General features: G+C 37.5%; 27 protein-coding genes. 23 read left to right on the forward strand and 4 right to left on the reverse strand.

The window, feature by feature from the left end:
- Position 1: 1 nt before the first annotated feature.
- The 7 genes from ACZ5N5_RS13880 to ACZ5N5_RS13910 all read left to right on the forward strand — a co-directional run bounded on the left by ACZ5N5_RS13880 (position 2) and on the right by ACZ5N5_RS13910 (position 4767).
- Positions 2–325: a ribosomal-processing cysteine protease Prp gene (locus ACZ5N5_RS13880; RefSeq protein ID WP_054787816.1), complete on the forward strand. Its 324-nt coding sequence runs from the start codon at positions 2–4 to the stop codon at positions 323–325.
- 15 nt (positions 326–340) lie between these two features.
- Positions 341–619: a 50S ribosomal protein L27 gene (rpmA, locus tag ACZ5N5_RS13885; RefSeq protein ID WP_054859168.1), complete on the forward strand. Its 279-nt coding sequence runs from the start codon at positions 341–343 to the stop codon at positions 617–619.
- 276 nt (positions 620–895) lie between these two features.
- Positions 896–1411: a Spo0B domain-containing protein gene (locus ACZ5N5_RS13890; RefSeq protein ID WP_109984058.1), complete on the forward strand. Its 516-nt coding sequence runs from the start codon at positions 896–898 to the stop codon at positions 1409–1411.
- A gap of 20 nt (positions 1412–1431) precedes the next feature.
- The gene (gene obgE / locus ACZ5N5_RS13895) at positions 1432–2712 is read left to right on the forward strand and encodes a GTPase ObgE (protein WP_109984059.1); all 1281 of its coding nucleotides are present in this window, start codon (positions 1432–1434) and stop codon (positions 2710–2712) included.
- Positions 2713–2759: 47 nt separating this feature from the next.
- Positions 2760–3212: an ACT domain-containing protein gene (locus ACZ5N5_RS13900; protein WP_054859171.1), complete on the forward strand. Its 453-nt coding sequence runs from the start codon at positions 2760–2762 to the stop codon at positions 3210–3212.
- 19 nt (positions 3213–3231) lie between these two features.
- Positions 3232–4113, forward strand: coding sequence for a prephenate dehydratase (gene pheA / locus ACZ5N5_RS13905; RefSeq protein ID WP_054787813.1), 882 nt, complete (start codon positions 3232–3234; stop codon positions 4111–4113).
- Between the two features lie 81 nt (positions 4114–4194).
- Positions 4195–4767, forward strand: coding sequence for a DUF6241 domain-containing protein (locus tag ACZ5N5_RS13910; RefSeq protein WP_277678943.1), 573 nt, complete (start codon positions 4195–4197; stop codon positions 4765–4767).
- A 67-nt stretch (positions 4768–4834) separates the two neighbouring features.
- Here the strand turns inward: ACZ5N5_RS13910 and ACZ5N5_RS13915 are convergent, their stop codons facing one another.
- Together ACZ5N5_RS13915 and ACZ5N5_RS13920 are read right to left on the reverse strand one after the other, a co-directional pair.
- Positions 4835–5365, reverse strand: a complete 531-nt coding sequence (locus ACZ5N5_RS13915; protein ID WP_109984061.1) for a transcription repressor NadR — start codon at positions 5363–5365, stop codon at positions 4835–4837.
- A gap of 5 nt (positions 5366–5370) precedes the next feature.
- Positions 5371–6516 (reverse strand): IscS subfamily cysteine desulfurase, encoded by a 1146-nt coding sequence (locus ACZ5N5_RS13920; RefSeq protein ID WP_109984062.1) that lies wholly within the window; start codon positions 6514–6516, stop codon positions 5371–5373.
- 104 nt (positions 6517–6620) lie between these two features.
- On the opposite strand from ACZ5N5_RS13920, the gene nadB reads away from it, so the two are divergent.
- The 12 genes from nadB to yajC all read left to right on the forward strand — a co-directional run bounded on the left by nadB (position 6621) and on the right by yajC (position 17456).
- The gene (gene nadB, locus ACZ5N5_RS13925) at positions 6621–8198 is read left to right on the forward strand and encodes an L-aspartate oxidase (RefSeq protein WP_464372665.1); all 1578 of its coding nucleotides are present in this window, start codon (positions 6621–6623) and stop codon (positions 8196–8198) included.
- Between the two features lie 8 nt (positions 8199–8206).
- Positions 8207–9043, forward strand: coding sequence for a carboxylating nicotinate-nucleotide diphosphorylase (nadC, locus tag ACZ5N5_RS13930; protein WP_054787808.1), 837 nt, complete (start codon positions 8207–8209; stop codon positions 9041–9043).
- A gap of 23 nt (positions 9044–9066) precedes the next feature.
- Positions 9067–10143, forward strand: a complete 1077-nt coding sequence (gene nadA, locus ACZ5N5_RS13935) for a quinolinate synthase NadA (RefSeq protein ID WP_464373784.1) — start codon at positions 9067–9069, stop codon at positions 10141–10143.
- Positions 10144–10298: 155 nt separating this feature from the next.
- Positions 10299–11294 (forward strand): SafA/ExsA family spore coat assembly protein, encoded by a 996-nt coding sequence (gene safA / locus ACZ5N5_RS13940; RefSeq protein WP_109984066.1) that lies wholly within the window; start codon positions 10299–10301, stop codon positions 11292–11294.
- A gap of 246 nt (positions 11295–11540) precedes the next feature.
- Entirely contained in the window at positions 11541–12290 is a 750-nt protein-coding gene (locus ACZ5N5_RS13945) for a YebC/PmpR family DNA-binding transcriptional regulator (protein ID WP_054859180.1), read from the forward strand.
- 147 nt (positions 12291–12437) lie between these two features.
- Positions 12438–12971, forward strand: coding sequence for a BofC C-terminal domain-containing protein (locus tag ACZ5N5_RS13950; RefSeq protein WP_054787805.1), 534 nt, complete (start codon positions 12438–12440; stop codon positions 12969–12971).
- 171 nt (positions 12972–13142) lie between these two features.
- Positions 13143–13742: a Holliday junction branch migration protein RuvA gene (ruvA, locus tag ACZ5N5_RS13955; RefSeq protein ID WP_464372666.1), complete on the forward strand. Its 600-nt coding sequence runs from the start codon at positions 13143–13145 to the stop codon at positions 13740–13742.
- 15 nt (positions 13743–13757) lie between these two features.
- Positions 13758–14759 carry a Holliday junction branch migration DNA helicase RuvB gene (gene ruvB / locus ACZ5N5_RS13960; RefSeq protein ID WP_054787804.1) on the forward strand — a complete coding sequence of 334 codons (1002 nt, stop codon included), beginning with the start codon at positions 13758–13760 and terminating at the stop codon, positions 14757–14759.
- Positions 14756–14956, forward strand: coding sequence for a DUF2905 domain-containing protein (locus ACZ5N5_RS13965; RefSeq protein ID WP_054787803.1), 201 nt, complete (start codon positions 14756–14758; stop codon positions 14954–14956). The genes ruvB and ACZ5N5_RS13965 overlap by 4 nt, the downstream gene beginning before the upstream one ends.
- A gap of 30 nt (positions 14957–14986) precedes the next feature.
- The gene (queA, locus tag ACZ5N5_RS13970) at positions 14987–16015 is read left to right on the forward strand and encodes a tRNA preQ1(34) S-adenosylmethionine ribosyltransferase-isomerase QueA (RefSeq protein WP_109984070.1); all 1029 of its coding nucleotides are present in this window, start codon (positions 14987–14989) and stop codon (positions 16013–16015) included.
- Between the two features lie 17 nt (positions 16016–16032).
- The gene (gene tgt / locus ACZ5N5_RS13975) at positions 16033–17172 is read left to right on the forward strand and encodes a tRNA guanosine(34) transglycosylase Tgt (RefSeq protein WP_109984071.1); all 1140 of its coding nucleotides are present in this window, start codon (positions 16033–16035) and stop codon (positions 17170–17172) included.
- A 23-nt stretch (positions 17173–17195) separates the two neighbouring features.
- The gene (gene yajC, locus ACZ5N5_RS13980; protein WP_054787802.1) at positions 17196–17456 is read left to right on the forward strand and encodes a preprotein translocase subunit YajC; all 261 of its coding nucleotides are present in this window, start codon (positions 17196–17198) and stop codon (positions 17454–17456) included.
- Positions 17457–17541: 85 nt separating this feature from the next.
- Here yajC and ACZ5N5_RS13985 read toward each other — a convergent pair whose 3' ends face one another.
- The gene (locus tag ACZ5N5_RS13985; protein WP_109984072.1) at positions 17542–17925 is read right to left on the reverse strand and encodes a TIGR04086 family membrane protein; all 384 of its coding nucleotides are present in this window, start codon (positions 17923–17925) and stop codon (positions 17542–17544) included.
- 130 nt (positions 17926–18055) lie between these two features.
- Between ACZ5N5_RS13985 and ACZ5N5_RS13990 the strand changes: the two genes are divergently transcribed.
- Both ACZ5N5_RS13990 and ACZ5N5_RS13995 read left to right on the forward strand, forming a co-directional pair.
- Entirely contained in the window at positions 18056–19357 is a 1302-nt protein-coding gene (locus ACZ5N5_RS13990; RefSeq protein WP_109984073.1) for an ArsB/NhaD family transporter, read from the forward strand.
- 59 nt (positions 19358–19416) lie between these two features.
- On the forward strand, positions 19417–20091 hold the full coding sequence (locus tag ACZ5N5_RS13995) for a DUF421 domain-containing protein (protein ID WP_425454572.1): 675 nt from the start codon (positions 19417–19419) through the stop codon (positions 20089–20091).
- Between the two features lie 16 nt (positions 20092–20107).
- Here the strand turns inward: ACZ5N5_RS13995 and spoVB are convergent, their stop codons facing one another.
- Positions 20108–21646, reverse strand: coding sequence for a stage V sporulation protein B (gene spoVB / locus ACZ5N5_RS14000; RefSeq protein ID WP_464372667.1), 1539 nt, complete (start codon positions 21644–21646; stop codon positions 20108–20110).
- Positions 21647–21790: 144 nt separating this feature from the next.
- Between spoVB and ACZ5N5_RS14005 the strand changes: the two genes are divergently transcribed.
- Positions 21791–22075: a post-transcriptional regulator gene (locus tag ACZ5N5_RS14005; protein ID WP_054787801.1), complete on the forward strand. Its 285-nt coding sequence runs from the start codon at positions 21791–21793 to the stop codon at positions 22073–22075.
- 33 nt (positions 22076–22108) lie between these two features.
- The gene (gene secDF, locus ACZ5N5_RS14010; RefSeq protein ID WP_109984075.1) at positions 22109–24367 is read left to right on the forward strand and encodes a protein translocase subunit SecDF; all 2259 of its coding nucleotides are present in this window, start codon (positions 22109–22111) and stop codon (positions 24365–24367) included.
- Positions 24368–24489 lie beyond the last annotated feature (122 nt).

Here is a 24489-nt window from a genome sequence, read left to right on the forward strand (position 1 = left end):
AATGATTGAAGTGACAATTAAGCGTAAAGCAGGTCATATAAAGTCTTTTATGATAAAAGGGCATGCTGGAAGTGGACCTTATGGGCATGATTTAGTTTGTGCCGCTGTATCGGCCATTTCCATTGGTGCTGTTAATGCGGTTTTATCACTATGTGAAATGGATCTATTAATTGACCAAGCCGGCGATGAAGGCGGATTTCTTGAGGTAACCATACCTGATAATCAAGAGGACGAGAATGCTTCTCTGTTATTCGAAGGAATGCTTGTATCTCTCGAAACCGTGGAGCAGGATTATGGACAATTTATATCCATCTCTGAAAAATAAGGAGGTGCAACCGATATGTTACGTCTAGATCTACAATTTTTCGCATCTAAAAAAGGTGTAGGTAGTACAAAAAACGGTCGTGATTCTGAATCTAAACGTTTAGGTGCTAAACGTGCGGACGGTCAGTTTGTTTCAGGTGGTTCTATTCTATATCGCCAACGTGGAACAAAAATTTACCCAGGTGTAAATGTTGGACGTGGTGGAGATGATACACTATATGCAAAAACAGATGGTGTAGTTAAATTCGAACGCTACGGCCGTGATCGTAAAAAAGTAAGTGTATACCCTGCATAATAAAAGGAAGGCTCTGATCTTAGGATTAGAGCCTTTTTTGTACGTTAGGAAAGTATAAAATCTAGCAGAAGTTCGACGTAGCGGAGATTTTAAGGTACCAAGTATAAGAAAAACTAGGCATTCTCCAAAAGACGAGCGAATGCGTAGTTTTTCTAATATTTGAACGACCAGACGATGATATTTTTAGGCTGAGTCCTTAACCAGCTTCCTATCCTTGCTTTCGCTTTTCTTTTATAACTATGCTATAATTTGCTTATTGTATATGGGGTGAGAGCGATGAAAGATTCGGAAGTGGTTGAGCTTTTGCGACATTATCGTCATGATAGCTTAAATGATTTACAATTAGTTAATGGATATTTACAATTGGGTAAACTAGATAAGGTAGAAGCCAAAATGAAGGAAATGGTGGAAAAAGCAGCAGAAGAACGTAAATTAGACCATCTCAACCTTCCAAAGTCTATGTTATGGATTTTACAAAAAAATTGGTTCACGAATAATTTAAATCTAACTTATAAAATCCATGTAGAGGACAATGTAGAAGCATCTGATACCCTCCTATGTGATGAGTTAGAAACTCTTTTTGTATTACTTGAAGATTCACAGAAAGAATATCAGGAGTATCATGCAACAATCAATTTTTACGATATAAAATCTAACTCTTTACAAGTAATCATTCAAGTGTCTGGTGATTGGCATCATGTAGCTAGTTTACCGAGTAAAATCAAACAGTTACCATTTATTATGTCTGTAGAGATCGTGAAGAACGAGATAATCATCAAGTGGATAGTATAAATTAAAGTAGGTGTTGCAATATGTTTGTTGATCAGGTCAAGGTCTATGTAAAAGCAGGTGACGGTGGAAATGGAATTGTAGCCTTTCGTCGGGAAATATATGTTCCAATGGGTGGACCAGCTGGTGGAGATGGTGGAGATGGTGGTGACATCATTTTTGAGGTGGACGAAGGCTTGAATACCCTGATGGATTTTCGTTATCAAAAGCATTTTAAGGCGAGACGTGGCGAAAATGGAATGGGTAAAGGGATGCATGGTAAAAATGCAGAACCATTAGTGTTAAGTGTGCCACCAGGAACGACAGTAAGAGATGTAAGAACAGGTGTTGTGATAGCAGATTTAATAGAACATAAGCAAAGAGCTGTAATAGCAAAGGGTGGACGCGGTGGACGTGGAAATATTCGCTTTGCAACTGCAAAAAACCCAGCACCAGAAATTGCTGAAAATGGCGAGCCCGGTGTGGAGCGCGATATCCAAATTGAATTAAAATTAATAGCAGACGTTGGCTTAGTTGGTTTTCCAAGTGTAGGTAAATCAACATTGCTTTCTGTAGTGAGTGCGGCAAAACCTAAAATTGCTGATTATCATTTTACTACATTATCCCCTAATCTAGGTGTTGTCGATACAGCGGATCAGAGGAGCTTTGTTTTAGCGGATTTACCGGGCTTGATTGAAGGAGCTCATGAAGGTGTCGGTCTTGGTCATCAATTTCTTCGTCATGTAGAAAGAACGAGAGTCATTTTACATGTAATTGATATGGCTGGTACTGAAGGTAGAGACCCATATCAAGATTACAAGACAATCAATCAAGAGCTTGAACAATATGATCCTACATTACTTGAACGCCCACAGATTATTGCAGCAAATAAAATGGATCTACCTGAAGCAGAAGATCAACTAGCCCTATTTAAGGAACAATTAGAAGAGGATTATCCAGTTTTTCCAATCTCGACTGTGACAAAGGAAGGAATCCGTGAACTCCTTTTTGCAGTAGCCAATAAATTGGATGAAATCCCAAAAAATTATCAGCCCATTGAAGAAAAAGAGGATCGAGTTATTTATCGATTTGAAAAAGAGGACAAAGGGTTTCAAATTACAAGAGACCCTGATGGAGCATATGTTTTGTTAGGTGAAAAGATTGAAAAATTGTTTAAGATGACGGATATGACACGTGAAGAATCGATTCAACGTTTCTCGAGACAACTCAGAGGCATGGGGGTTGATGAAGCATTGCGTCAACGAGGCGCAGAAGACGGTGATACAGTTCGTTTACTTGATTATGAATTTGAGTTTATGGAATAATAGACAAGATATATGCTGTACGGTCTAGTACAAAGGGGAATGAACGGATGGCTTCGAAAAAAGAAAAATTTTATTTAGTTCGCGAAGATTTTTTGCCAGAAGGAATGAAAAAGACCTTAGAGGCAAAGAAGCTGTTAGAAGTCAAGAAAGTGGATTCCATCCATGAAGCAACTAAAAGTGTAGGACTATCTAGAAGCGTTTTTTATAAATATCGGGATGCAGTTTTTCCTTTTCAGCATATGGTGAAGGAGCAGATGATTACGTTATTTTTTCATTTAGAAGACCAAACTGGTGCATTATCCCATCTGTTATCGATCGTTGCAGGTGCAGGCTGTAACATTTTAACGATTCATCAAACCATACCGATTCAAGGAAAGGCAAATGTAACATTATCCTTGAACACGAATGGAATGATAAGAGAGCTTGATGAGCTTATCCATGACTTAAAACAACAGGAATTTGTAAATCAGGTAGAAATATTAAGTTCAGGTGTTTCATAATATAGGAGGAGCAGTTTTCATGGCAACAACTATCGGGTATTTAGGACCTAAGGGAACTTTTTCTAAAATCGCAGTAGACTCCATGTTTAATGGAGAAATCAAAAAAGGATACAAGACAATTCCAGCATGTATTGATGCAATAGAGAAAAACGAAGTCTCATATGCAGTTGTCCCTTTAGAAAATACGATTGAAGGGACAGTCAACCTCACGTTAGATAATATTATACAAACAGAAAATATTAAAATCGTTAGTGAAGTCATTGTTCCGATAAGGCAGCATATCATGGTACATCCTAGCAATGTGGCTAAATGGAAAGAAGTAACGGCAATTTATTCTCATCCACATGCAATTGCGCAATGTCACAGGTTCTTGCGTAATCAATTCTCTCATCTAGAGGCACAGTCCATGACTTCTACAGGTGCCGCTGCGGAGTATGTTAGTAATCATCCAAAGGAAATTAGTGCAGCGATTGCTAATCATTTAGCAGCAAAGGAATATGGGCTTTCCATCGTAGAAAAGGATATCCATGATTTTGAAAATAACCATACACGTTTTATTGTTCTTCATAAGCAAGAAACAGCTCTTACTTCCAATAAGCTTGAAGAAAAAGGTTATAAAACAACGATAACAGTTGCATTACCTTCTGACAGGCCAGGTGCGTTACATCAAGTTTTATCTGCATTTGCTTGGAGAAATTTAAATCTCTCCAAAATAGAATCAAGACCGATGAAAACAGGATTAGGTAATTATTATTTCTTAATTGATATAGAACAAAAGATGGATAACGTACTCATACCAAATGCCATTGCTGAAATAGAGTCGTTAGGATGTACAGTAAATGTATTAGGTAGTTACCCATACTATTTGCATAGCGGAAACGGAGTAACACTTGCTGTTTAATAAGCAAGTGTTTTTCTATGTGAAATATTCTTCTAAAGGATCGAGTATATTGTTATAATAGGACCAAGGAGGTATGTTAAATTGTGGAATTCTATCTTTAAATGGACACTGGGAATCCTACTTACCGGCTTAGTTGTTATTATCGTATTTTTTACAGTATTAATTTATATGGATTTTAGTGATTCTAAAGAAGTAGTAAAATCGGATGAAACAAAGGATGATAACACTTCAGAACAACAAGAAGAGAAAGAAATTGTAGAATTATCTGATGAGAAATTTAAAAATAAGGAAGATACAGACAAGTTGAATCCGTTTGGAGATCCATATGAACTGGACCAATTAACAGATGCTTATGTACAAGATTATATTCATCAAATGGCTCATCAGAAAGTCATTGCAAATGAAAAATGGGGTTTCTATCGAATAACAGATGAACGAATCAGCTGGTTATTAGAAGGAGTTCAATCCAGTGATTTAAACCATAAGCAAACATATTTGAATATTTTAAATCAATGGCAACAAGGTAATTTTGCTGAAGCGGATGTCCATCATAATACTATTTGGGAGCTTCAGGGAGGTACGATTGGAAAAGCTACAGGTGTATATTCTCAAGAAGAAGAACAAGCCTTTTTGGAAAGCTACGAGAATCAGTAATTATATAGCTACGTAGTAAAAAAAGCTCCATTTCCCCAGGGGAAGGAGCTTATTAATTTTTGTCAACTTAATGGACGATATAACCTTTTTCTTTTAATGCTTGATAAGCCCCTTCTAACTTCCATTCCTGATCGGCGGTTATCGTGTGGTTGTGTACACCATCTGTTAGCTCTAGGAGATAGGGAGCTTTCTTTTCTGCTATTTTTTCAATAAATTGATCCACTTCCGCTCTGTTACTTATCATAAGTGATGCTTCTAAATCTCCGTAGATTGGATGTTCAATCACTACATTTTTAACCATTGCTCCATGGTCCACAATGGTATATAACTCATCTCTGGTTTGGTCAGGGCGATGATTACATGCTATCACTTTTTCAGTTCTGTTGCGATTATCTTGAGCTTGTACATACAAATAGCCATTACTTGTTGCCATGATCGGGTGATTCTGTGCCTTCAGTAAGGTGATGTCTTGGACAATCACTTGTCGACTTACATTCGCCCGATCTGCTAATGCTGAGCCAGTAGTTGGCCTATCTGCTTGGCGAAGCCATTGGAGAATCTGTTTTCGACGATCTTCTCCGATTAATTTTTTACTCATAGTACTTATACCTCCACGAATTTTTCCCCTATTTGTTTTGATACACGGATAATCATCTCAAGGTCTTCCTCTGTTGTTAAATGGCTAAAGGAAAATCGAATAAAACGTCTTCCTTCTTCCTCATCCTGAATAAACGGTTGAATCGATCTTGGTATACCAGATTGACCTAACCCACACGCACTACCTGTAGAGATGGCAATTTCGAAACGATTGTATTCTAACATTAAATAATCACCTTGTGTATGATCTGATATACAGCCTACAATACTTGGACAATGCATCGATTCTCCTACGAAAATGGGTGTTAATCCTGTTTTGTTATGGCGAATCTGGTCGATAAAGGTGTGTTGAATATTTTTTAAGTAATAAAAATGTTGATCTAGATGATGATTCATTTCTTCAACTGCCGTGACGAAAGCCGCAATGCTAGCAACATCTACTGTTCCAGGACGAATGCCTTTCTCATGGTTTGTAGAAATTGGATGTGGCTTGAGAAAAATGTTTGGATGAAAATAAACAGCTCCCACCCCTTTTGGGCCGTAAATCTTATGACTGGATATCGAGATAGCATCAACAGGTAATTGCCTAAGATCTATCTTTATTTTACCAAAAGATTGAACAAAATCACTATGAAAAGCGATATTCCTTGTTCTTAACAGTTTCCCGATTTCTTCAATAGGTTGTTGAATCCCTGTCTCACTATTGACGTGTTGTATGGAAACAAGGCAAGTATTAGATTGAATTGATCGAGCTAACTCATTCATATCAATGCTTCCATTGTTTGGACAGGCTAGAAACGTAACATCAATCATCTCGCTTCTATCCATTTGCTTTAAATAATAATAAATAGAACTATGCTCGACCGTCGAAGTAATGATATGCTTTTTCTCGTGTGGAGGAGCAGATCGAAGAATCGTATCAATAGCCAAAATATTACTCTCGGTTCCACCACTTGTAAAAAATAGTCTACTAGCATCTACTCCTAGACTTCGTGCTAAAATATTTCGTGCTTGCTCTAAAATGTCCTGTGCTTTTGAACCGGTGTCATGTAAGCTGCTAGCATTTCCATAATATTTTCTAGCAACTGTTTGATACATAGTTAATGCTTGTTCCGACATCGGTGTTGTTGCTGCATAATCACAATAAATCAAGTTTTAATCTCCCCTATAGAAAAATTTAATCCAAAAAAGTCTTGCCTTCTATCACATTATATGTAAATATATCTGTAAAGACAACTGTAAAGCAAGGTGGAATTATGACAAAACAAAGAGTGATAATAGTTGGAGCAGGGTTAGCGGCATTTGTACTAGCAGACAGACTTTATAAAGAAAAAGAGGTTGTCATTATTACAAAAGAGTCAATCCAACAGAATAATTCACTTAAAGCACAAGGTGGAGTTGCGGCGGCAATCGATACCAATGATTCAGCAGAAATTCATCGTCAAGATACAATGAAGGCAGGTGTTCAGTATAATGATCCCTCAGCAGTTGAGGTACTAACAAAAGAGGGGACAGAACGGATAAAGGAGTGGATTCATGCAGGTTTCCCATTTGACAAAGACCAATATGGAAAAATACTTTTAGGAAGAGAAGGAGCTCATCAAAAACGCCGAATACTTCATGTGGGTGGTGACCAGTCAGGAAAATACTTAGTAAGCTATCTACAGGAAAAGCTGAGAAAAAATATCATGATCATTGAAAATGAAATGGCTGTCGAATGTATCATGTGGGAGGGGAGATGTAAGGGAATAAACACGATAGACAATCGTGATCACTACCACTCCTATTATTGCGACCATCTCATTTTAGCAACAGGTGGTTGTGGTGCATTGTTTGAAACAACCTCCAATGATCGGACAGTTACAGGAGATGGTATAGCTATTGCTTATAAGGCGGGGGCTAGGATTGAAGATATCGAGTTCATTCAATTTCATCCAACTATGTTAAAGCAAAATTCGAAGGGTCATCACTTTCTAATCTCAGAAGCAGTACGTGGGGAAGGGGCGATTCTAGTTGACCAAAACGATATTCCTTTCATGGCGAAATATCACAAAGATTTAGATCTTGCGCCTAGAGATGTCGTTACAAGAGCAATGGTTACAGAAGAGGGACTAGGAAATCAGGTTTATTTAAAAATTGATATGATTGAACATTTTAGTGAACGCTTTCCACAAATTAGCTCATTATGTGAAGAGATGAACATAAACTGGAAAAGTGGTTATATTCCTGTCATACCAGGTGCGCACTTTTTAATGGGAGGTATTCAAACAAACTTAAAGGGGGAAACCACTGTCCCTGGGCTGTATGCCGTTGGAGAGACTGCATCTACTCGTGTGCATGGGGCAAACAGACTTGCGAGTAACTCACTATTAGAGTGTATAGTGTTTGCCAATCGGCTAGCTGATTGGTTAATAAAGAAAAAAGAAACCACGTCAATCATTCAAGCATCCCGTTCCTATAATCCGAGCACAAGAGAATGTATTGATTTACCGACAATCGCAGAGATACAGGCTAAAATGATGAAATATGTAGGGATAGAGCGTGAAGAAAAAGGGCTCAAGAAAATATTAGAATGGCTCCGTTCTTACCAAGTTCACCATATCTCTTCTATCACAGATAAATTTTATTCTAAAAAACAAATAGAACAGCTTCATATGACGACGGTTGCTTGGTTGATCGCATCATCAGCCATCGAACGAAAGGAAAGCAGAGGAGCACATTATCGATCAGACTATCCTAGTAAAAATGATGGGCAATGGGGAAATCGTAGAATTATCCGTACATTTCAACAAAAAGCAAATATAAATGTGTCAAATCAAGCTATTGAAAGGTGATTATGCTAATGAATAAATGGAGTTTAAGGAAGAAATTAGAGGATTTTCTGGAGGAGGATATCGGTAGTGGCGATCCATCAACAGCGTTTTTATTTGACAATGGTCAAATAAAACGAGGGGCTTTTATAGCAAAGGAAGGAGGCATTTTCGCAGGATCCGATATATTATTGGAGGCCTATCATCTTCTAGATTCTGAAATTAAGGTTGAATGTTGGAAGGAAGATGGCGAGCCGTTAGATCGTGGGGACACCATTGCGACCATCACAGGTAATCCAATTGCTTTATTGTCTGGGGAGAGAGTCATCCTTAATCTTATTCAACGAATGTGTGGCATTGCGACTATTACGAATCAAGTTGTACATGAATTGAATAATCCAGCTATTCAAGTATGTGATACTCGAAAAACTACACCAGGATTAAGAATGCTGGAAAAATATGCCGTTACCTGTGGTGGTGGGGTGAATCATCGCTTTGGTCTTTATGATGGCGTGATGATCAAGGATAATCATATTGTTGCAGCTGGTTCGATTAAAAAAGCAATTAAACAAGTTAGAGAGAAGCTTGGACATATGATGAAAATTGAAGTAGAAGTGGAAACAGAACGCCAGCTTGAAGAGGCAATTTTAGCTAAGCCCGATATTATTATGCTCGATAATATGGAACCAGCTTTGATTAAAACGCTTATTAGTAAAATACCAAAGTCTATCCTTACCGAAGCCTCTGGAAATATAACGATTGATAATATACGTTCCTATTACGATACAGGCGTTGATTATATTTCGTTAGGATTTATAACGCAATCTGCAAAGGCATTAGATATTAGTTTCCAAATGGAGGAGGAATAAGCTTGAGTATAGCAACACTATTTATGGAGAACCAATTACCAGAAGAATATAAACAATTATCATCAGAGGAAATGGAAGAAAGAATTAAACAAATAAAAAAAAGACTTGGGAACGATTTATTTATTCCAGGGCATCACTATCAAAAGGATGAAGTGATTCAGTTTGCTGATGCGACTGGTGATTCTTTGCAACTAGCTCAAATTTCAGCCAAACAAGCTGCAACGAATATCGTGTTTTGTGGAGTTCATTTTATGGCAGAGACAGCAGACATCCTAACAGAGGAGAATCAACAGGTACTGTTACCAGATATGCGAGCTGGCTGCTCGATGGCAGATATGGCAGATGATGTCCAAACAAAGGAAGCGTGGGAGACATTGCAGGGAATTTTTGGTGATACGATTTTACCTTTAACATATGTCAACTCTACTGCTGCAATCAAAGCTTTTGTGGGAAAGCATGATGGTGCTACTGTTACTTCATCAAATGCGAGAAAAATGGTGAGATGGGCATTAACGCAAAAGGAAAGGTTATTGTTTTTACCAGATCAGCATTTAGGTAGGAATACGGCTTATGATCTGGGTATCCCACTTGATGAAATGGCAGTATGGGACCCCATTAATCGAAAGCTTGAATTCACAGGAGAAGTAGGTAGAATTCGAGTTATTCTCTGGAAAGGACATTGCTCCGTCCATGAGAACTTTACCATAAAAAATATTGAAAATGTTCGAAAGAATCACCCCAATATAAACATAATTGTACATCCAGAATGTAAGCATGAGGTCGTTCAATTATCTGATCTAGCAGGTTCGACAAAATATATAATTGAAACAATCGAGATGGCAGAGGCTGGAACGGAATGGGCAATTGGAACAGAGATGAACCTCGTCAATCGAATTATTCAACAACATCCTGATAAAAAAATTATTTCCTTAAACCCATATATGTGTCCATGTCTTACGATGAATCGAATTGACTTACCACATTTGTTATGGTCATTAGAGCAGATAGAAAAAGAGAATTCTCAAAATCAAATTAAAGTAGATAAGCAAATTGCAAAAGAAGCAAAGAAAGCTCTTAATCGTATGCTTATCCTTTCATAAAATGATTATGAATATAGTAGATATCTTGTATTTTTTGCAAGATATCTTTTTCATTTCATTCAACATTTTAGGCTAATTGCATATGTTGTTAAAGAAGACCGAAAGCTCGAGATAAACGCCTATTTATACTTAATAATGGGAAAGGAGTATTAGCATTGAAAATTCACGTTGTGCAAGAAAATGAAACTCTTTGGAAGATTGCGCAAAAATACGGGGTGGATTTTGAAGAATTGATAGCAGCTAACCAGCAAATATCGAATCCTGATATGATCATGCCTGGAATGAAAATAAAAGTCCCTACAACTGGGGATAAAAAGCAGCAAACTGCCCCGTCAAAAAAGGATAAGCAAGAAGTAAAACCAGCTCCTCAGCCACAAAATCAAATTTTACCGGAGATTAAAGAGGATGAGGAACAGAAATGGGAGCCATTAAAAAAGGAGATGCCTTCATTGCCAATTCATTTTAATAAGCAACAACCTGCACCGAAGGAGAAACAACAGCCATTAATGCCAATACAACCAACACCAGGTCCTGATGTGGACTTGAAATGGACACAATTTAATAAAGATGTGATGGAAACAAATATTAATCAATTTCTACCTGTCAAAGATCAAGTGGCAGGAGCACAGGAAATGCCCAAACCAGAAATGCAGCAACCGATGATGCCACCACATCATCATCACATGCCAATGCCACATCATCCTTGTCATGCCCCATGTGTTTCTCAAGATGGAATTCCTTACGGTTTTGGTAACATGGGCCCAATGCAAAATCATCCGTTTCCTGATCATTTTGGCGGGCAAGTTATGGGACAACAGACACAAATGCCTGCCTCCAATCAGCAAACATGGCAACCAAACAATGGTATGAATCAAGGTCAATGGGGACAATGGGAACAACAAATGCCTCACTGGCAACCAATGCAACAACCTAATATGCAACAAGGACAAATGCCACAACAAGACCAGGTTATGTCAGAACAGCAAATGATGCCGATGTATGGCATGCCAAATAATCAGCAAATGTCCCCACAGTATGGTATGCCCCAACCAATGATGCCACAATACGGTCAAAATACACCTCATTATCCGCAAGCTCAGCCTTATGGATATCATAAGAAGGATTGTGGATGTGGGAACCGAGAAGGATAATTATACAAAGGTGATTCTAAATGGATCACCTTTTCACTATTTATTTCATCTTGGACTATGCTACTTTGTGAAGTCCTGTTTCTAAAGATGTCTCCCTCTAAAACATTAATAAATTCTTGGTTTAGACCAGTTCTTAATGAGAATAATACATGATCTTAGGATACGAGTGTTTTCATATCTTGTTTCGTATGATAAAGTTAAAAGGAGAATTATTTGACTGCTGATAGATTACAAGGGGTGAAAGACATGGCAGGACATTCTAAATGGAAGAATATACAGCGCAGAAAAAATGCACAAGATGCGAAGCGCGGAAAGATCTTTATGAAGCATGCAAAGGATATCTACCTTGCTGCAAAACAGGGTGGTGGAGATCCAGACATGAACCCATCTTTAAGACTTGCTGTAGATAAGGCGAAGGCGGATAATATGCCGAATGATAATATTGATCGTGCGATTAAAAAAGCAACAGGTGCATTAGATGGTGCAAATTATGAAGAGCTAATCTATGAAGGTTATGGTCCTGGAGGTACTGCTGTCATGGTAGAGGTACTAACAGATAATCGTAATCGTACAGCCTCAGAGCTACGACATGCCTTTAGTCGAAATGGTGGTAATCTAGGCGAGAATGGCTGTGTCGCATTTATGTTTAATCGAAAGGGCTATATTGTAATAGAGCAAAGCACAACAGATGCTGATGAAGATACAATAATGCTTGAAGCAATAGAAGCTGGAGCGGAAGAAATGGAAGCAAGTGATGGCGCATTTGAAATATACACAGATCCAGAAGAATTTGGGTCTGTAAAAAATTCCTTAGAGGAGAGTGGATTCACTCTCGAAACAGCTGAAGTTACGATGATTCCAGAAACTTTATCCGAGGTTGACGAAGCAGCAGCTGAGAAAATGGTGAAGCTTGTGAATATGTTGGAAGATATGGAGGATGTTCAGGAAGTCTATCATAACTTAGATGCTGATGAGGATATAATGGCACAACTCTAAAAATCAGGTACTTACCTGGTTTTTTATTATGGAGAAAAATATGGAAAGTGCATCGCCGAATGAATGAAGCTTTTTCTCGAGTATGTGGTTAAAATTACTAATAGTTGGACATTCTAATAGTAACCTAGTTTGAATGGAGGATGGAAAATGAGTAAACTATGGTTATCATTGAATGTTCTAGTATTAGTTATGATAGGGTGTTATTTTATCTTTGAAAGGAACGATCCAATGGAAGAAATGGAAACATCCCCAGTAGTAGCGAAAGAGCCACATACAATAGAGCTTAAATTAGAGAAAAAATATATAGATGGAAAAACGGAAGTCGAAGAAACAACAACCAAGATTTCATCAATGGAGGATTTTTGGTCACAGTACCAGCAATGGACATTGGTAGAACAAAAACAGGGATATATACATTTTAAGCAAGATGTAGATGATATTTCTCCCTATTTAAAGACATATGGTTATTTCGGAATTGATGATGGGGTGTTGACGATTTTCGAGGGCATTCCTGTTCATGAAGAAGTCATTCAATCCTTTTATCATATTGATACAAATGAGCTAGAAAGTCACTTGCTTGAGGATTTAGAGGACGGTATCAAGATCAAAACAAAAGAAGATTATCAACAAGTGATTGAAACCTTCCGTACCTATCAAATATCTGAACCTGTAAATAGTTGAGCGATCCTAGATCGTTCAACTATTTTGACTTTCCAGAGCCTTATGAGTCCTTTTGTACTAAATTCATCAATCATGTATGATAGATATAGAGAAGATTTCTTGCTTGTAACTAGGCAATGAGCTATGATATATACGAACATATGATTGACAAAAGATAAGGTGGCAGACAAAATGATTGCATATATTAGGGGAATTATCGACGAAATAACTGAACAAGCAGTACTAATAGAAACAAATGGTATCGGATATGAAGTAATATGTCCTAACCCATTCCAGTTTCAAGCAATGCTCGGGCAGAAGGAAAAGATTTATACTTATCACCACGTCAGGGAGGATGCCCAAACTTTGTATGGCTTTCAAGAGCCAGAGGAAAAGCAATTATTCGCAAAGATATTAAATGTTTCAGGTATTGGGCCAAAAGGGGCGCTGGCTGTTCTAGCCTCTACTTCTGTTATGGATTTCGTAACGGCTATTGAGCAGGAAAATGAGAAATTCCTGACGAGTTTCCCCGGTGTAGGGAAGAAAACGGCAAGACAAATGATTTTAGACTTAAAGGGTAAATTACCTTTTGAATATCATGTAGAGAAACAGGAATCAACAACGACACAAAAAGATATGGATCCTGCGTTAAATGAAGCAATCGAAGCATTGAAGGCACTAGGCTATTCAGATAAAGAAATTAATCAGATTAAACCACGATTAAAGGAAGAAAAACAGACTGAACCAGATGGCTACATCCGCAAGGGACTTGCCTTAATGATGAAGCAGTAGAAAGGGAGATAGCAAATGGACGATAGAATCATCTCCGGAGAAATACAGGAGCAAGAGGCATTGGAAGAGCTTAGTCTCCGGCCAAAGCTATTAAAACAATATATTGGTCAACATAAAGCAAAAGAAAATTTAGCGATTTTCATTGAAGCAGCGAAAATGCGTAACGAACCTTTAGACCATGTTTTACTATATGGACCACCTGGGCTCGGGAAAACAACGATGGCACAAATTATCGCAAATGAGATGGGTGTTCAATTTAAATCAACATCAGGTCCTGCAATAGAACGTTCCGGCGATTTGGCGGCAATCTTGTCATCCCTCGAAGTAGGCGATGTATTATTCATTGATGAAATTCATCGATTGCCTCGCGCAGTGGAAGAAATCTTATATCCAGCTATGGAGGATTTTTGTTTGGATATCGTCATTGGAACAGGTCCAAGCGCACGTTCTGTTCAATTAGATCTTCCACCATTTACTTTAATTGGTGCTACTACCAGAGCAGGGTTGCTCACTGCCCCACTAAGAGACCGATTTGGTGTCCTAAGCCGCCTAGAGTTTTACGAAATGGTGGATTTATGCGCAATTGTGGAAAGAACAGCTGATATTTTTGAGGTCAAAATTGATAAACAAGCGGCATTAGAGGTTGCACGTCGATCTCGAGGAACTCCTAGAATTGCAAATAGACTATTAAAGAGAGTTCGCGATATTTCTCAGGTTACTGGAGAAACTTCGATTTCAAAAGAGACAACACAGCGGGCACTGAAAATGCTACAAGTTGATGATGCCGGATTAGACCAAATCGATCATAAGCTATTACTTGCTATGATTGAGAGCTTCCAAGGAGGCCCAGTAGGACTAGACACGATTGCAGCAACAATTGGGGAAGAATCGCAAACTATTGAAGATGTTTATGAACCATTCTTGCTACAGCAAGGGTTTTTACAGCGTACACCTAGGGGGCGTTTGGTAACAGCGAAGGCCTATCTTCACTTTAATATGGAGGTGCCTCATACTTGACGGATATTGGCAAAATCTTTATTGTAATAGGAGTTATTCTCATTATAGTAGGGTTATTGTGGGGATTTGTCGGGAAATTACCAGGTGATATTAGTTTTAAAAAGGGGAATATTTCCTTTCATTTTCCAATTATGACATCTATCGTTGTCAGCATTATCCTAAGTCTGATATTTTACTTAATAGGACGATTTAAATAAAAGGTTAGATTTACTAAGAGGAGTCACGAAATGAAGATTGATGATTTTGATTTTGAATTACCAGAAAAGTTGATTGCACAAACACCATTAAAAGACCGTTCAAGCTCACGATTAATGGTATTAAACAGAGAAATGCGCACCATTTCCCACCATCACTTTTATGATGTATTAGATTTTTTGGAAAAGGGCGATTGCCTTGTACTGAATGATACAAAGGTGTTACCAGCACGGTTATTTGGTACAAAAAAAGATACTGGAGCAAAAGTGGAAGTATTACTCCTTACCCAAATGGAACAGGATGACTGGGAGGTATTAGTCAAACCCGCTCGCAAAATCCAAATAGGTACAGAAATTAGTTTTGGTGATGGAAAGCTTCGAGCGATTTGTGTTGATACTAAAGAGCATGGTGGCCGCATTCTTCGGTTTCGTTATCAAGGAATTTTTTATGAAGTATTAGATGAGTTAGGGGAAATGCCGCTTCCACCTTATATTAAAGAACAGCTGGAGGAGAAAGATCGCTATCAGACGGTCTTTGCTAGGGAGCAAGGGTCTGCCGCGGCTCCAACAGCAGGCTTACACTTTACTGATGAATTATTGGAAGAAATAAAGCAAAAAGGTGTGGAGATTGCCTTTATTACATTGCATGTTGGCTTAGGAACTTTTCGACCTGTAAGTGTGGAGGATGTTACGACACATGAAATGCATGCAGAATTCTATCAAATGACAAGTGAAACAGCAGAGCAGCTTAATAAAGTAAAAAAACGCGGTGGTCGTATTATATCAGTAGGTACTACTTCAACGAGAACACTTGAAACGATCGCAAGAGATACGGGTGGAAATTTTGAGGAGCGAAATGGCTGGACAGATATCTTTATCTATCCACCATATCAATTTCAAGCAATAGATGGATTAATTACAAATTTCCATTTGCCAAAATCTACTTTAATCATGCTAGTAAGTGCCTTAGCTGATCGCGAATTTATATTGGAAGCTTACAACCAAGCAGTAAAAGAAAAGTACCGATTCTTTAGCTTTGGGGATGCAATGTTAATTATTTAAATGAAGGGATTATATACATGAGTGCAATTACATATGAACATATTAAAACATGTAAACAAACTGGTGCAAGGCTAGGTAGAGTTCATACTCCACACGGATCTTTTGATACTCCTGCATTTATGCCAGTTGGGACATTAGCAACCGTAAAAACGATGAGCCCAGAGGAATTAAAAGAGATGGGAGCAAATATAATTTTATCAAACACTTATCATTTATGGCTGAGACCTGGTCATGACATTGTTAAGGAAGCTGGCGGTCTCCATTCCTTTATGAATTGGAATGGTGCAATACTAACAGATTCTGGTGGCTTTCAAGTGTTTAGTTTAAGTGATTTGCGTAAAATCGAGGAGGAAGGAGTACATTTTCGTAATCATCTAAATGGAGAGAAGCTCTTCCTTTCTCCAGAGAAAGCGATGCAAATTCAAAATGCACTCGGTTCAGATATTATGATGGCATTTGATGAATGTCCACCATATCCTGCAGAGCATGATTATATGAAAAAATCGGTCGAAAGAACTAGTAGGTGGGCAGAACGTTGCTTAGAGGCTCATGAGAGAAAAGATGTACAAGGTTTATTCGGTATAGTACAAGGTGGAGAATATGAAGATTTAAGACGATTAAGTGCGCGTGATTTAACCTCCCTTGATTTTCCTGGCTATGCCATCGGTGGTTTATCTGTGGGAGAACCGAAAGATGTGATGAATAGGGTGCTAGAATTTACAACACCATTGCTACCATCTAGCAAACCGCGCTATTTGATGGGAGTTGGTTCTCCTGATTCGTTAATAGATGGAGCAATACGTGGGATCGATATGTTTGATTGTGTCCTGCCTACTAGAATTGCACGTAATGGTACATGTATGACATCAGAAGGTCGATTAGTTGTAAGAAATGCTAAGTATGCACGTGATTTCAATCCGATCGATCCGAATTGTGATTGTCATACCTGTCAAAATTACACACGTGCATACATTCGACATCTTGTGAAGGCAAATGAAACTTTCGGTTTCAGACTTACTACTTATCATAATCTATATTTTCTGTTAAAATTAATGGAACAAGTCCGTGAAGCGATCAAGCAAGACCGACTTGGAGATTTCAGAGAAGAATTCTTTGAACAATATGGTTTTAATAAACCGAACGCAAAAAACTTTTAAGTGGAAAGGGGGAATATTAGACAATGGAAGGATTATTGACATTTGCACCATTGATACTAATGATTGTGATTTTCTATTTTCTTTTGATTCGTCCACAACAAAAGAAACAGAAACAGGTACGCCAAATGCAGTCTGATTTGAAAAAGGGAGACAAAATTGTCACAATTGGTGGTTTCCATGGGACAGTACATGCATTAGATGAAGATACAGTGATCATAATTACGAATGAAGGTACGAAACTTACATATGATCGTTCAGCAATTCGTGATGTCGTATCAAGCTAAATAAGACAAGCACTCTCTTTTTGGGAGTGCTTGTTTTTAGCTTGTGAAAAAACGTAGAACTAAAGTCACTTTCAGGTGTATCTTCCTATGAATTTGTTTGCTCGTCTTCCCCCGAGAGATTTACTCCAACAATTGCTCCTATGATGGCTAATAATAAATAGGTCGTATGATGAACCATTTCCACAATAGTAAACACAGAATCTAGTCCTAAATACCGATAGCAAAAAACAAATAGTGTAAATAAAAGACTTGTAATTGCACCAACGAGAATTCCTTTATTCTTCGCTTTTAGCCCTGCAATAAATCCCCCGGTAAACAAGGCTAAAAAACTAATCAGCAGTGTAACTAGCTCCATCGTTGATTCGCCAAATGAAGTAAAGCGAAGTAATAATGCTAGTATGAGGCTCGCGACAAATAGAACAATAAAGATACCTATCCAACCAAACAAAACACTTACAAAAGTTTTCATTTATCTTCCCTCCTCGTAATTCCATTTAATCATTATTTATGCATGTCCAGTTGAATTTAGAATAGTTTAGGCTTGTACGAATATAAATGATTAATATAGGTTTGTAAGTAATAGTTGGAGGTGTCATTGGTTGGGAGTAACTTTTGCAATTGTTATTTTTATTGTTAGCTATATTTTTATTATGTCAGAAAAAATAAACCGAGCGGTCGTCGCACTAGCGGGGGGACTTTTATTACTTTTAACAGATGTCTATCATTGGGAGGATGCCATTACGCGATATATTGACTGGAACACAGTTGCATTATTATTTGCGATGATGGTACTTGTATCGATCACAAAAAAAACGGGAGTATTTTCTTTTGTAGCGATATGGCTAGCAAAGCTTGTTAAAGGAAAGCCAATCCCATTATTAATTGGAATTGCCATCTTAACAGCAGTAGGCTCCGCTTTTTTAGATAATGTTACAACCGTTTTATTGTTTGTTCCTGTTATTCTAACATTAACAGATCTATTGAAGCTTCCGTCCTTTCCATATCTTCTCACGATTATTATTACTGCTAATATTGGGGGAACTGCTACGTTAATCGGTGATCCGCCAAATATTATGATTGGCCAAGCGGTACCACAATTGAATTTTGTTTCTTTTTTACAGCACACAGGACCTATTGCGATTCTCTTATTTGTGATTGTTTTAATGATTTTATGTCTACTTTTTAGAAAATCATTACAAAAAGAAGAACTAACAAATCCCAAGCAATTAATGACTATGAACGAATCTGATTATTTGATCAAAGGTCCGTTGCTCTATCAATCATTGTTAATCCTGTTATTAACTATTATTGGCTTTATGCTCCATCCAGTCCTACAAGTCGATTTGACGATTATTGCCCTTACTGGTGCGATTATGCTGTTATTGCTTAGTGAAAAACAATTGGAGACAGAAAAGGTATTTGAACAGGTCGAGTGGGTAACCCTATTTTTCTTCATTGGTCTTTTTATGCTCGTTGGAGGATTAGAGGAAGTTGGAGTAATTGATGAGCTCGCACGCTCTATCATGTGGATGACAGAAGGGGATATGGCCAAAACATCTCTTCTTTTACTATGGACATCCGGATTATTCTCTGGAATTGTCGATAATATTCCATTTGTTGCTGCGATGATCCCAGTCATTCAAGAATTTGAATCCTATGGAATGGCTAACCTAGACCCGTTATGGTGGTCATTAGCATTAGGTGCATGCCTTGGAGGTAACGCAACCCTTATCGGTGCTTCCGCAAATGTAGTCGTAGCTGGACTTGCAGAAGCAAGTAACAATAAAATAGCCTTCGTGAAATTTATGCTCTATGGGATTCCGATAGTGATTTTATGTTTAATTATCACAACCATCTATGTCTATTTTCGTTATTTACTACCATTTCAACAGCCATTATAGAATAAAGACGTTTTTAATGGATACCCTAAGTTACATCATGAAGATGAGGATGTGACATAGTGTCCATAGAAGAGATCATGATGCTTATTGGTCGAACTTTATTTTATTATCTAGTAGTAGTTATTATTTTCCGTTTAATGGGAAAAAGAGAAATAGGGGAGCTAAGTTTATTAGATATTGTTGTCTACATTATGATTGCAGAAATTGCTGTACTTACAATCGATGATCTCAGCTTATTTTTTGGTTATGGTTTAATTCCAATGGCTATCCTATTAGGTATTCAGCGTTTAACCGCATGGATCTCACTGAAAAGTCCACTATTTCGTGCTTGGTTTGAAGGCAGGCCTGCTATAATAATTTCACAAGGAAAAATTGATGAATATGAAATGAAGAAAAATCGCTTTAATTTCGATGATTTACTGCAACAGTTACGTGAGAATGGGATTGAGAGCATTAATAAGGTCTCTTATGCTATTCTTGAGCCATCTGGTAAACTTTCGATCATTGAAAAAAAGCAGACAGATACATTGTTTAGTGAAAAAATAAATGGACTTGTACTTCCGTTAATTGTGGATGGAAAGATACAGAAGGATGCACTGAAACAAATTGGGAAGGATTCATCCTGGCTAGAAGATCAATTAAAAAAACGGGACTATCATGATCTAGATATGATTTCGTTTTGTTCCATCGATACGAATAAAGAATGGTATATAGATAAAAAAAATGAAAAATAGCACTCACTATGAAGTGCTATTTTTTTCGCAATTGTCGTATTTCCTCCAGACTGATAAACTTGAGGTTAAATAAAAGTAGAATATAAAAGCATAATAAGATGACCGCAATGACAAAGAATGTAACCATCTGGTGTAATTGGAATGAAAACAAATGGGAAAGTAACCAGCCTAGCCATGAGGTTAAACCAACCAAAACAATCATTTTAAATAGCATTACTAGCGGAATACGAAAACGAATGGTTCGGAACAGGGCAAATAAGTGAAGAATGGTTCCAATTACCACTCCAACACACATCGCAATAGCTGCACCATAGATACCAAACATTGGATTGGAAGTTAGGACGATTAAAACAATAAATTTAACCATCATAGCAATAATATTGTTCCACATTGCTTGCTTTGCTAGATCTAACGCTTGTAATGTGGCGTTTAAAGGAAATTGAATATACATAAATAAAAAGCATGGAGCCATAATTTTTAGAAAAAGGCTGGCATTATTGGTACCATACATATAGGTTAGGATCGCATCAGCAAATAAAGTTAAAATGACGGTAGCAATCGCCCCTGATGCAAAGGATAATCTAACCGCTTGATGGATGCGGTAATGTATTAATTTTTTGTGATTATGGGCATCTGCTTCACTAATATTCGGAACAAGGGCAACGGCTAACGAGTGGGTAATAAAAGTTGGTAAGTATAGTAATGGGATCGCATAACCGGTAAGTGCCCCATAAAGACTTGTCGCTACAGCTGTTTGGAACCCTGCAATGGCTAAGCTTTGCGATACGAGAATCGGCTCTAAAAAGTTTCCAATCGATCCGACCATTCGACTTGCCGTACTTGGCAATGCAATGGATAGTAGTCCGTTAAGTGTTTCTTTACCCGACTTAATATATTGCCAGAGATTCTGTCTTAGTTTAATTCGTTTTTTAAGCTTGAACATATGAAGCATTAGGAACAATGAAACAATCTCCCCTATAATTACGGCAAGCATAGCACCAGCAGCGGCAAATTCTAATCCATAAGGTGCAAGGAATTGAACAAGAATCATAATAAAAATGATCCTCACAATTTGTTCTAATACTTGAGCATAACTTTGTGGCTTCATATTTTGTCTACCTTGAAAATAACCACGAATGACAGCGGAGACTGCGCTAATTGGAATGATAGGGATAATCGCAAGCATTGGATAATACACTCTTGCATCGGTTAATAAATTCTCCGCAATATATGGAATAATGATATACATAAGTATAGAAGAAAAAATACTTAGAGTAATGGTAATACTTAGTGATATGACGAGAATTTGTTTAATTTTTTTAAAATCCTTGCGGGCGTCTGCTTCAGCGACTCGTTTGGAGATAGCAATAGGTAAACCAATCTGAGATATGGTGTACATGAGGAAAAGTGTGGGTAAGGCCATATTATATAACCCAATCCCTTCTTCCCCCATTATACGTGCCATTACAATTCGATTAATAAAACCGAGAAATCTGGTAATCATTCCTGCTATAATTAATATAATTGTTCCTTTTAAAAAATTTTGCTTGGTCACTTTGCTCGACCTACCTTCTCAAATGGAAAATTTTCATATACAATAATTTATATGCATGAGGAGAGGACGAGCATGACGATTTTCTTAAAAATGTATATAATGGAATAAGTATCTGTCAGATGGAAAGAGGATGGAGGGTTCCTAATGTGTGTGAGTAAACAGGTATCAGCTTGGAAACAGGATTTACAAGGAGTGTTAGAAAGTAAGGTCCACGAATTTCATATGCTTGAATATCACAAGACAACGAAGGATGATATATGGAATTGCCTAACGGAAAAAGTGTGGAAAGGAGATCCTAAAAAGAAATTATTTGAGGCTGTTCAAGATGTCCTTCATTTAAATGCGAATACATATATGAGTTATTTAACGATGCAATCATTTAAAGATACTAATTTACAGGAATCCATTAAAGCACTATTTGGAGAATAAGTTGTGTGTTGAATTTGTAGGGAGGCTTTACATATGATAAAAAAAGGAAGAATTGTTGCATTTTTTCTTATCGTCATTATTTTAGGTGCAACAATTGGTACGACATCTTCTAATGTTGCAAGCAAAATCAATCTAGGTCTTGATTTACAAGGAGGATTTGAGGTTCTATATGAAGTCAAGCCAATCGATAAAAGTCAGGAGGTTACACCAGAATTGCTAGAATCCACTGTTAGGATTCTTTCTGAACGTGTCAATGCACTAGGGGTAAGTGAACCTAGCTTTAATATTGAAGAACCAAATCGGATTCGCGTTCAATTAGCAGGTGTAAAGGACCAGGAGGAAGCTCGTGAACTTCTTGCAACACAAGCAGAATTATCATTCCGCGACGTGAATGATAAGGAATATCTTGATGGTTCTGACATTGTAGAAGGTAGTGCAAAACAAGATTTCGATCAAACAACAAATGAGCCAATCGTAACCGTCCAATTTAAAAATAAAGACCTATTTGGCGATGTCACCCAAGAAATTTATAACAACCCTGATTTAGAAAATCGAGTGGTTATTTGGATGGACTATGAAGATGGAGATTCCTATCAAACAGAAAAAACAAAGTCAGATCCAAAATTTATCTCTGCACCGGGCTTTAGTGAAGTATTAAGGACAACGGATATTCAAATTACAGGTAACTTTACGGTAGAATCTGCACAACGTCTTGCCGATGTATTGAATGCTGGATCTTTACCAGTAGATTTAGAAGAGGAATACTCTACTTCGGTGGGTGCACAATTTGGACAACAAGCATTAGATAAGACAATACTAGCAAGTCTCTTAGGTGTTTCACTTATCTTCATCTATATGATTGCTTATTACCGATTCCCTGGTATTATTGCGACGATTACATTGAGCATCTACATTTACTTAGTTTTACTAGTATTCCAATTAATGAATGGTGTTTTAACATTACCAGGTATTGCAGCACTTGTCTTAGGTGTTGGGATGGCAGTTGATGCGAATATCATTACGTATGAACGAATTAAAGAGGAACTTAAGCAAGGTAAAACAATCAAGACTGCTTTTAAGGCAGGAAATCAGCATTCTTTATCCACTATTTTTGATGCGAATATAACTACGATGATCGCAGCAGCCGTTTTGTTTATCTTTGGGACAAGCTCTGTAAAAGGGTTTGCTACATTACTATTAGTAAGTATTGTGCTTAGCTTTGTCACAGCGGTGTTTGGTTCACGATTGTTCCTAAGCTTTTGGGTAAATAGTAATTTCTTAAACAAACGTCCCGGCTGGTTTGGAGTGAAGAAGGATCAAATCCAAGATATTAACAGTAAAGAAGAAGTGCAAGCAAAGGTGTTTGGCCGTCAGTTTGATTTTGTTAAGCATCGCAAGAAATTTTTTACGGTTTCCCTAGCATTGGTCGTGATAGGAATTATATGCTTAGCTGTCTTCCGTTTGAATGTCGGAATTGATTTCACGTCAGGGTCTAGAATCGAAGTATTAGCCGATCAATCCTTAACTACAGAGGAAATGGAATCCCATTATGAAGCATTAGACCTTAATCCCGCAGGTCCTATCGTACTTTCTGGAGACAATCAAAACATCGCTGTAGCCAAATTTGATAAGGAGTTGTCCAAAGATAAAGTAGCAGAAATTCGTAGCTATTTTGAAGAGAAATACGGAAGCTCCCCAACGATTAATACCGTTTCTCCAGTTGTTGGGAAAGAGTTAGCGAAAAATGCTGTTTTAGCCGTATTGTATGCATCGGTTGGGATTATTATATACATTACCATCCGTTTTGAGTTTTACTCTGCGGTTACGGCTATTCTTGCTTTACTACATGATGCCTTTTTCATCTTGACATTCTTTAGTATAACCCGACTAGACTTTGACATCACCATCATTGCTGCAATTTTAACGATTGTTGGTTACTCCATTAATGATACGATCGTGACCTTTGACAGAATTCGAGAAAACTTAAAAAAGAAAAAGCGTGTGCGTTCATTCGGAGAACTTGCCCACATTGTGAATAAGAGTTTAATGGAAACCTTGACGAGAAGTATTAATACTGTTCTGACAGTCATTTTTGCTGCAGTCATGTTATTAATCTTTGGTGCGTCTTCGATAACTAATTTCTCGTTTGCATTGGTAATAGGTTTATTTGCAGGTACGTATTCCTCTTTATTCATTGCAGCACAGCTTTGGTTAGTGTGGAGAGGAAAATCGATCAAGGAAAAACCAATTGTATACAAGGAGAAGAAGTATAACGACAAGCCACAAGTTTAACATTGAGTAAATCTCTTATAATAATCTCTCCTATAATAGATAGCCTATTACAGGAGGGATTTTTAAATTCTAAAATCAAATGGCAAAAATCGACACAGGAAAGTTATTCCTTTATAATGAGG

It is taken from the genome of Gracilibacillus sp. JCM 18966 (genome assembly GCF_055392695.1).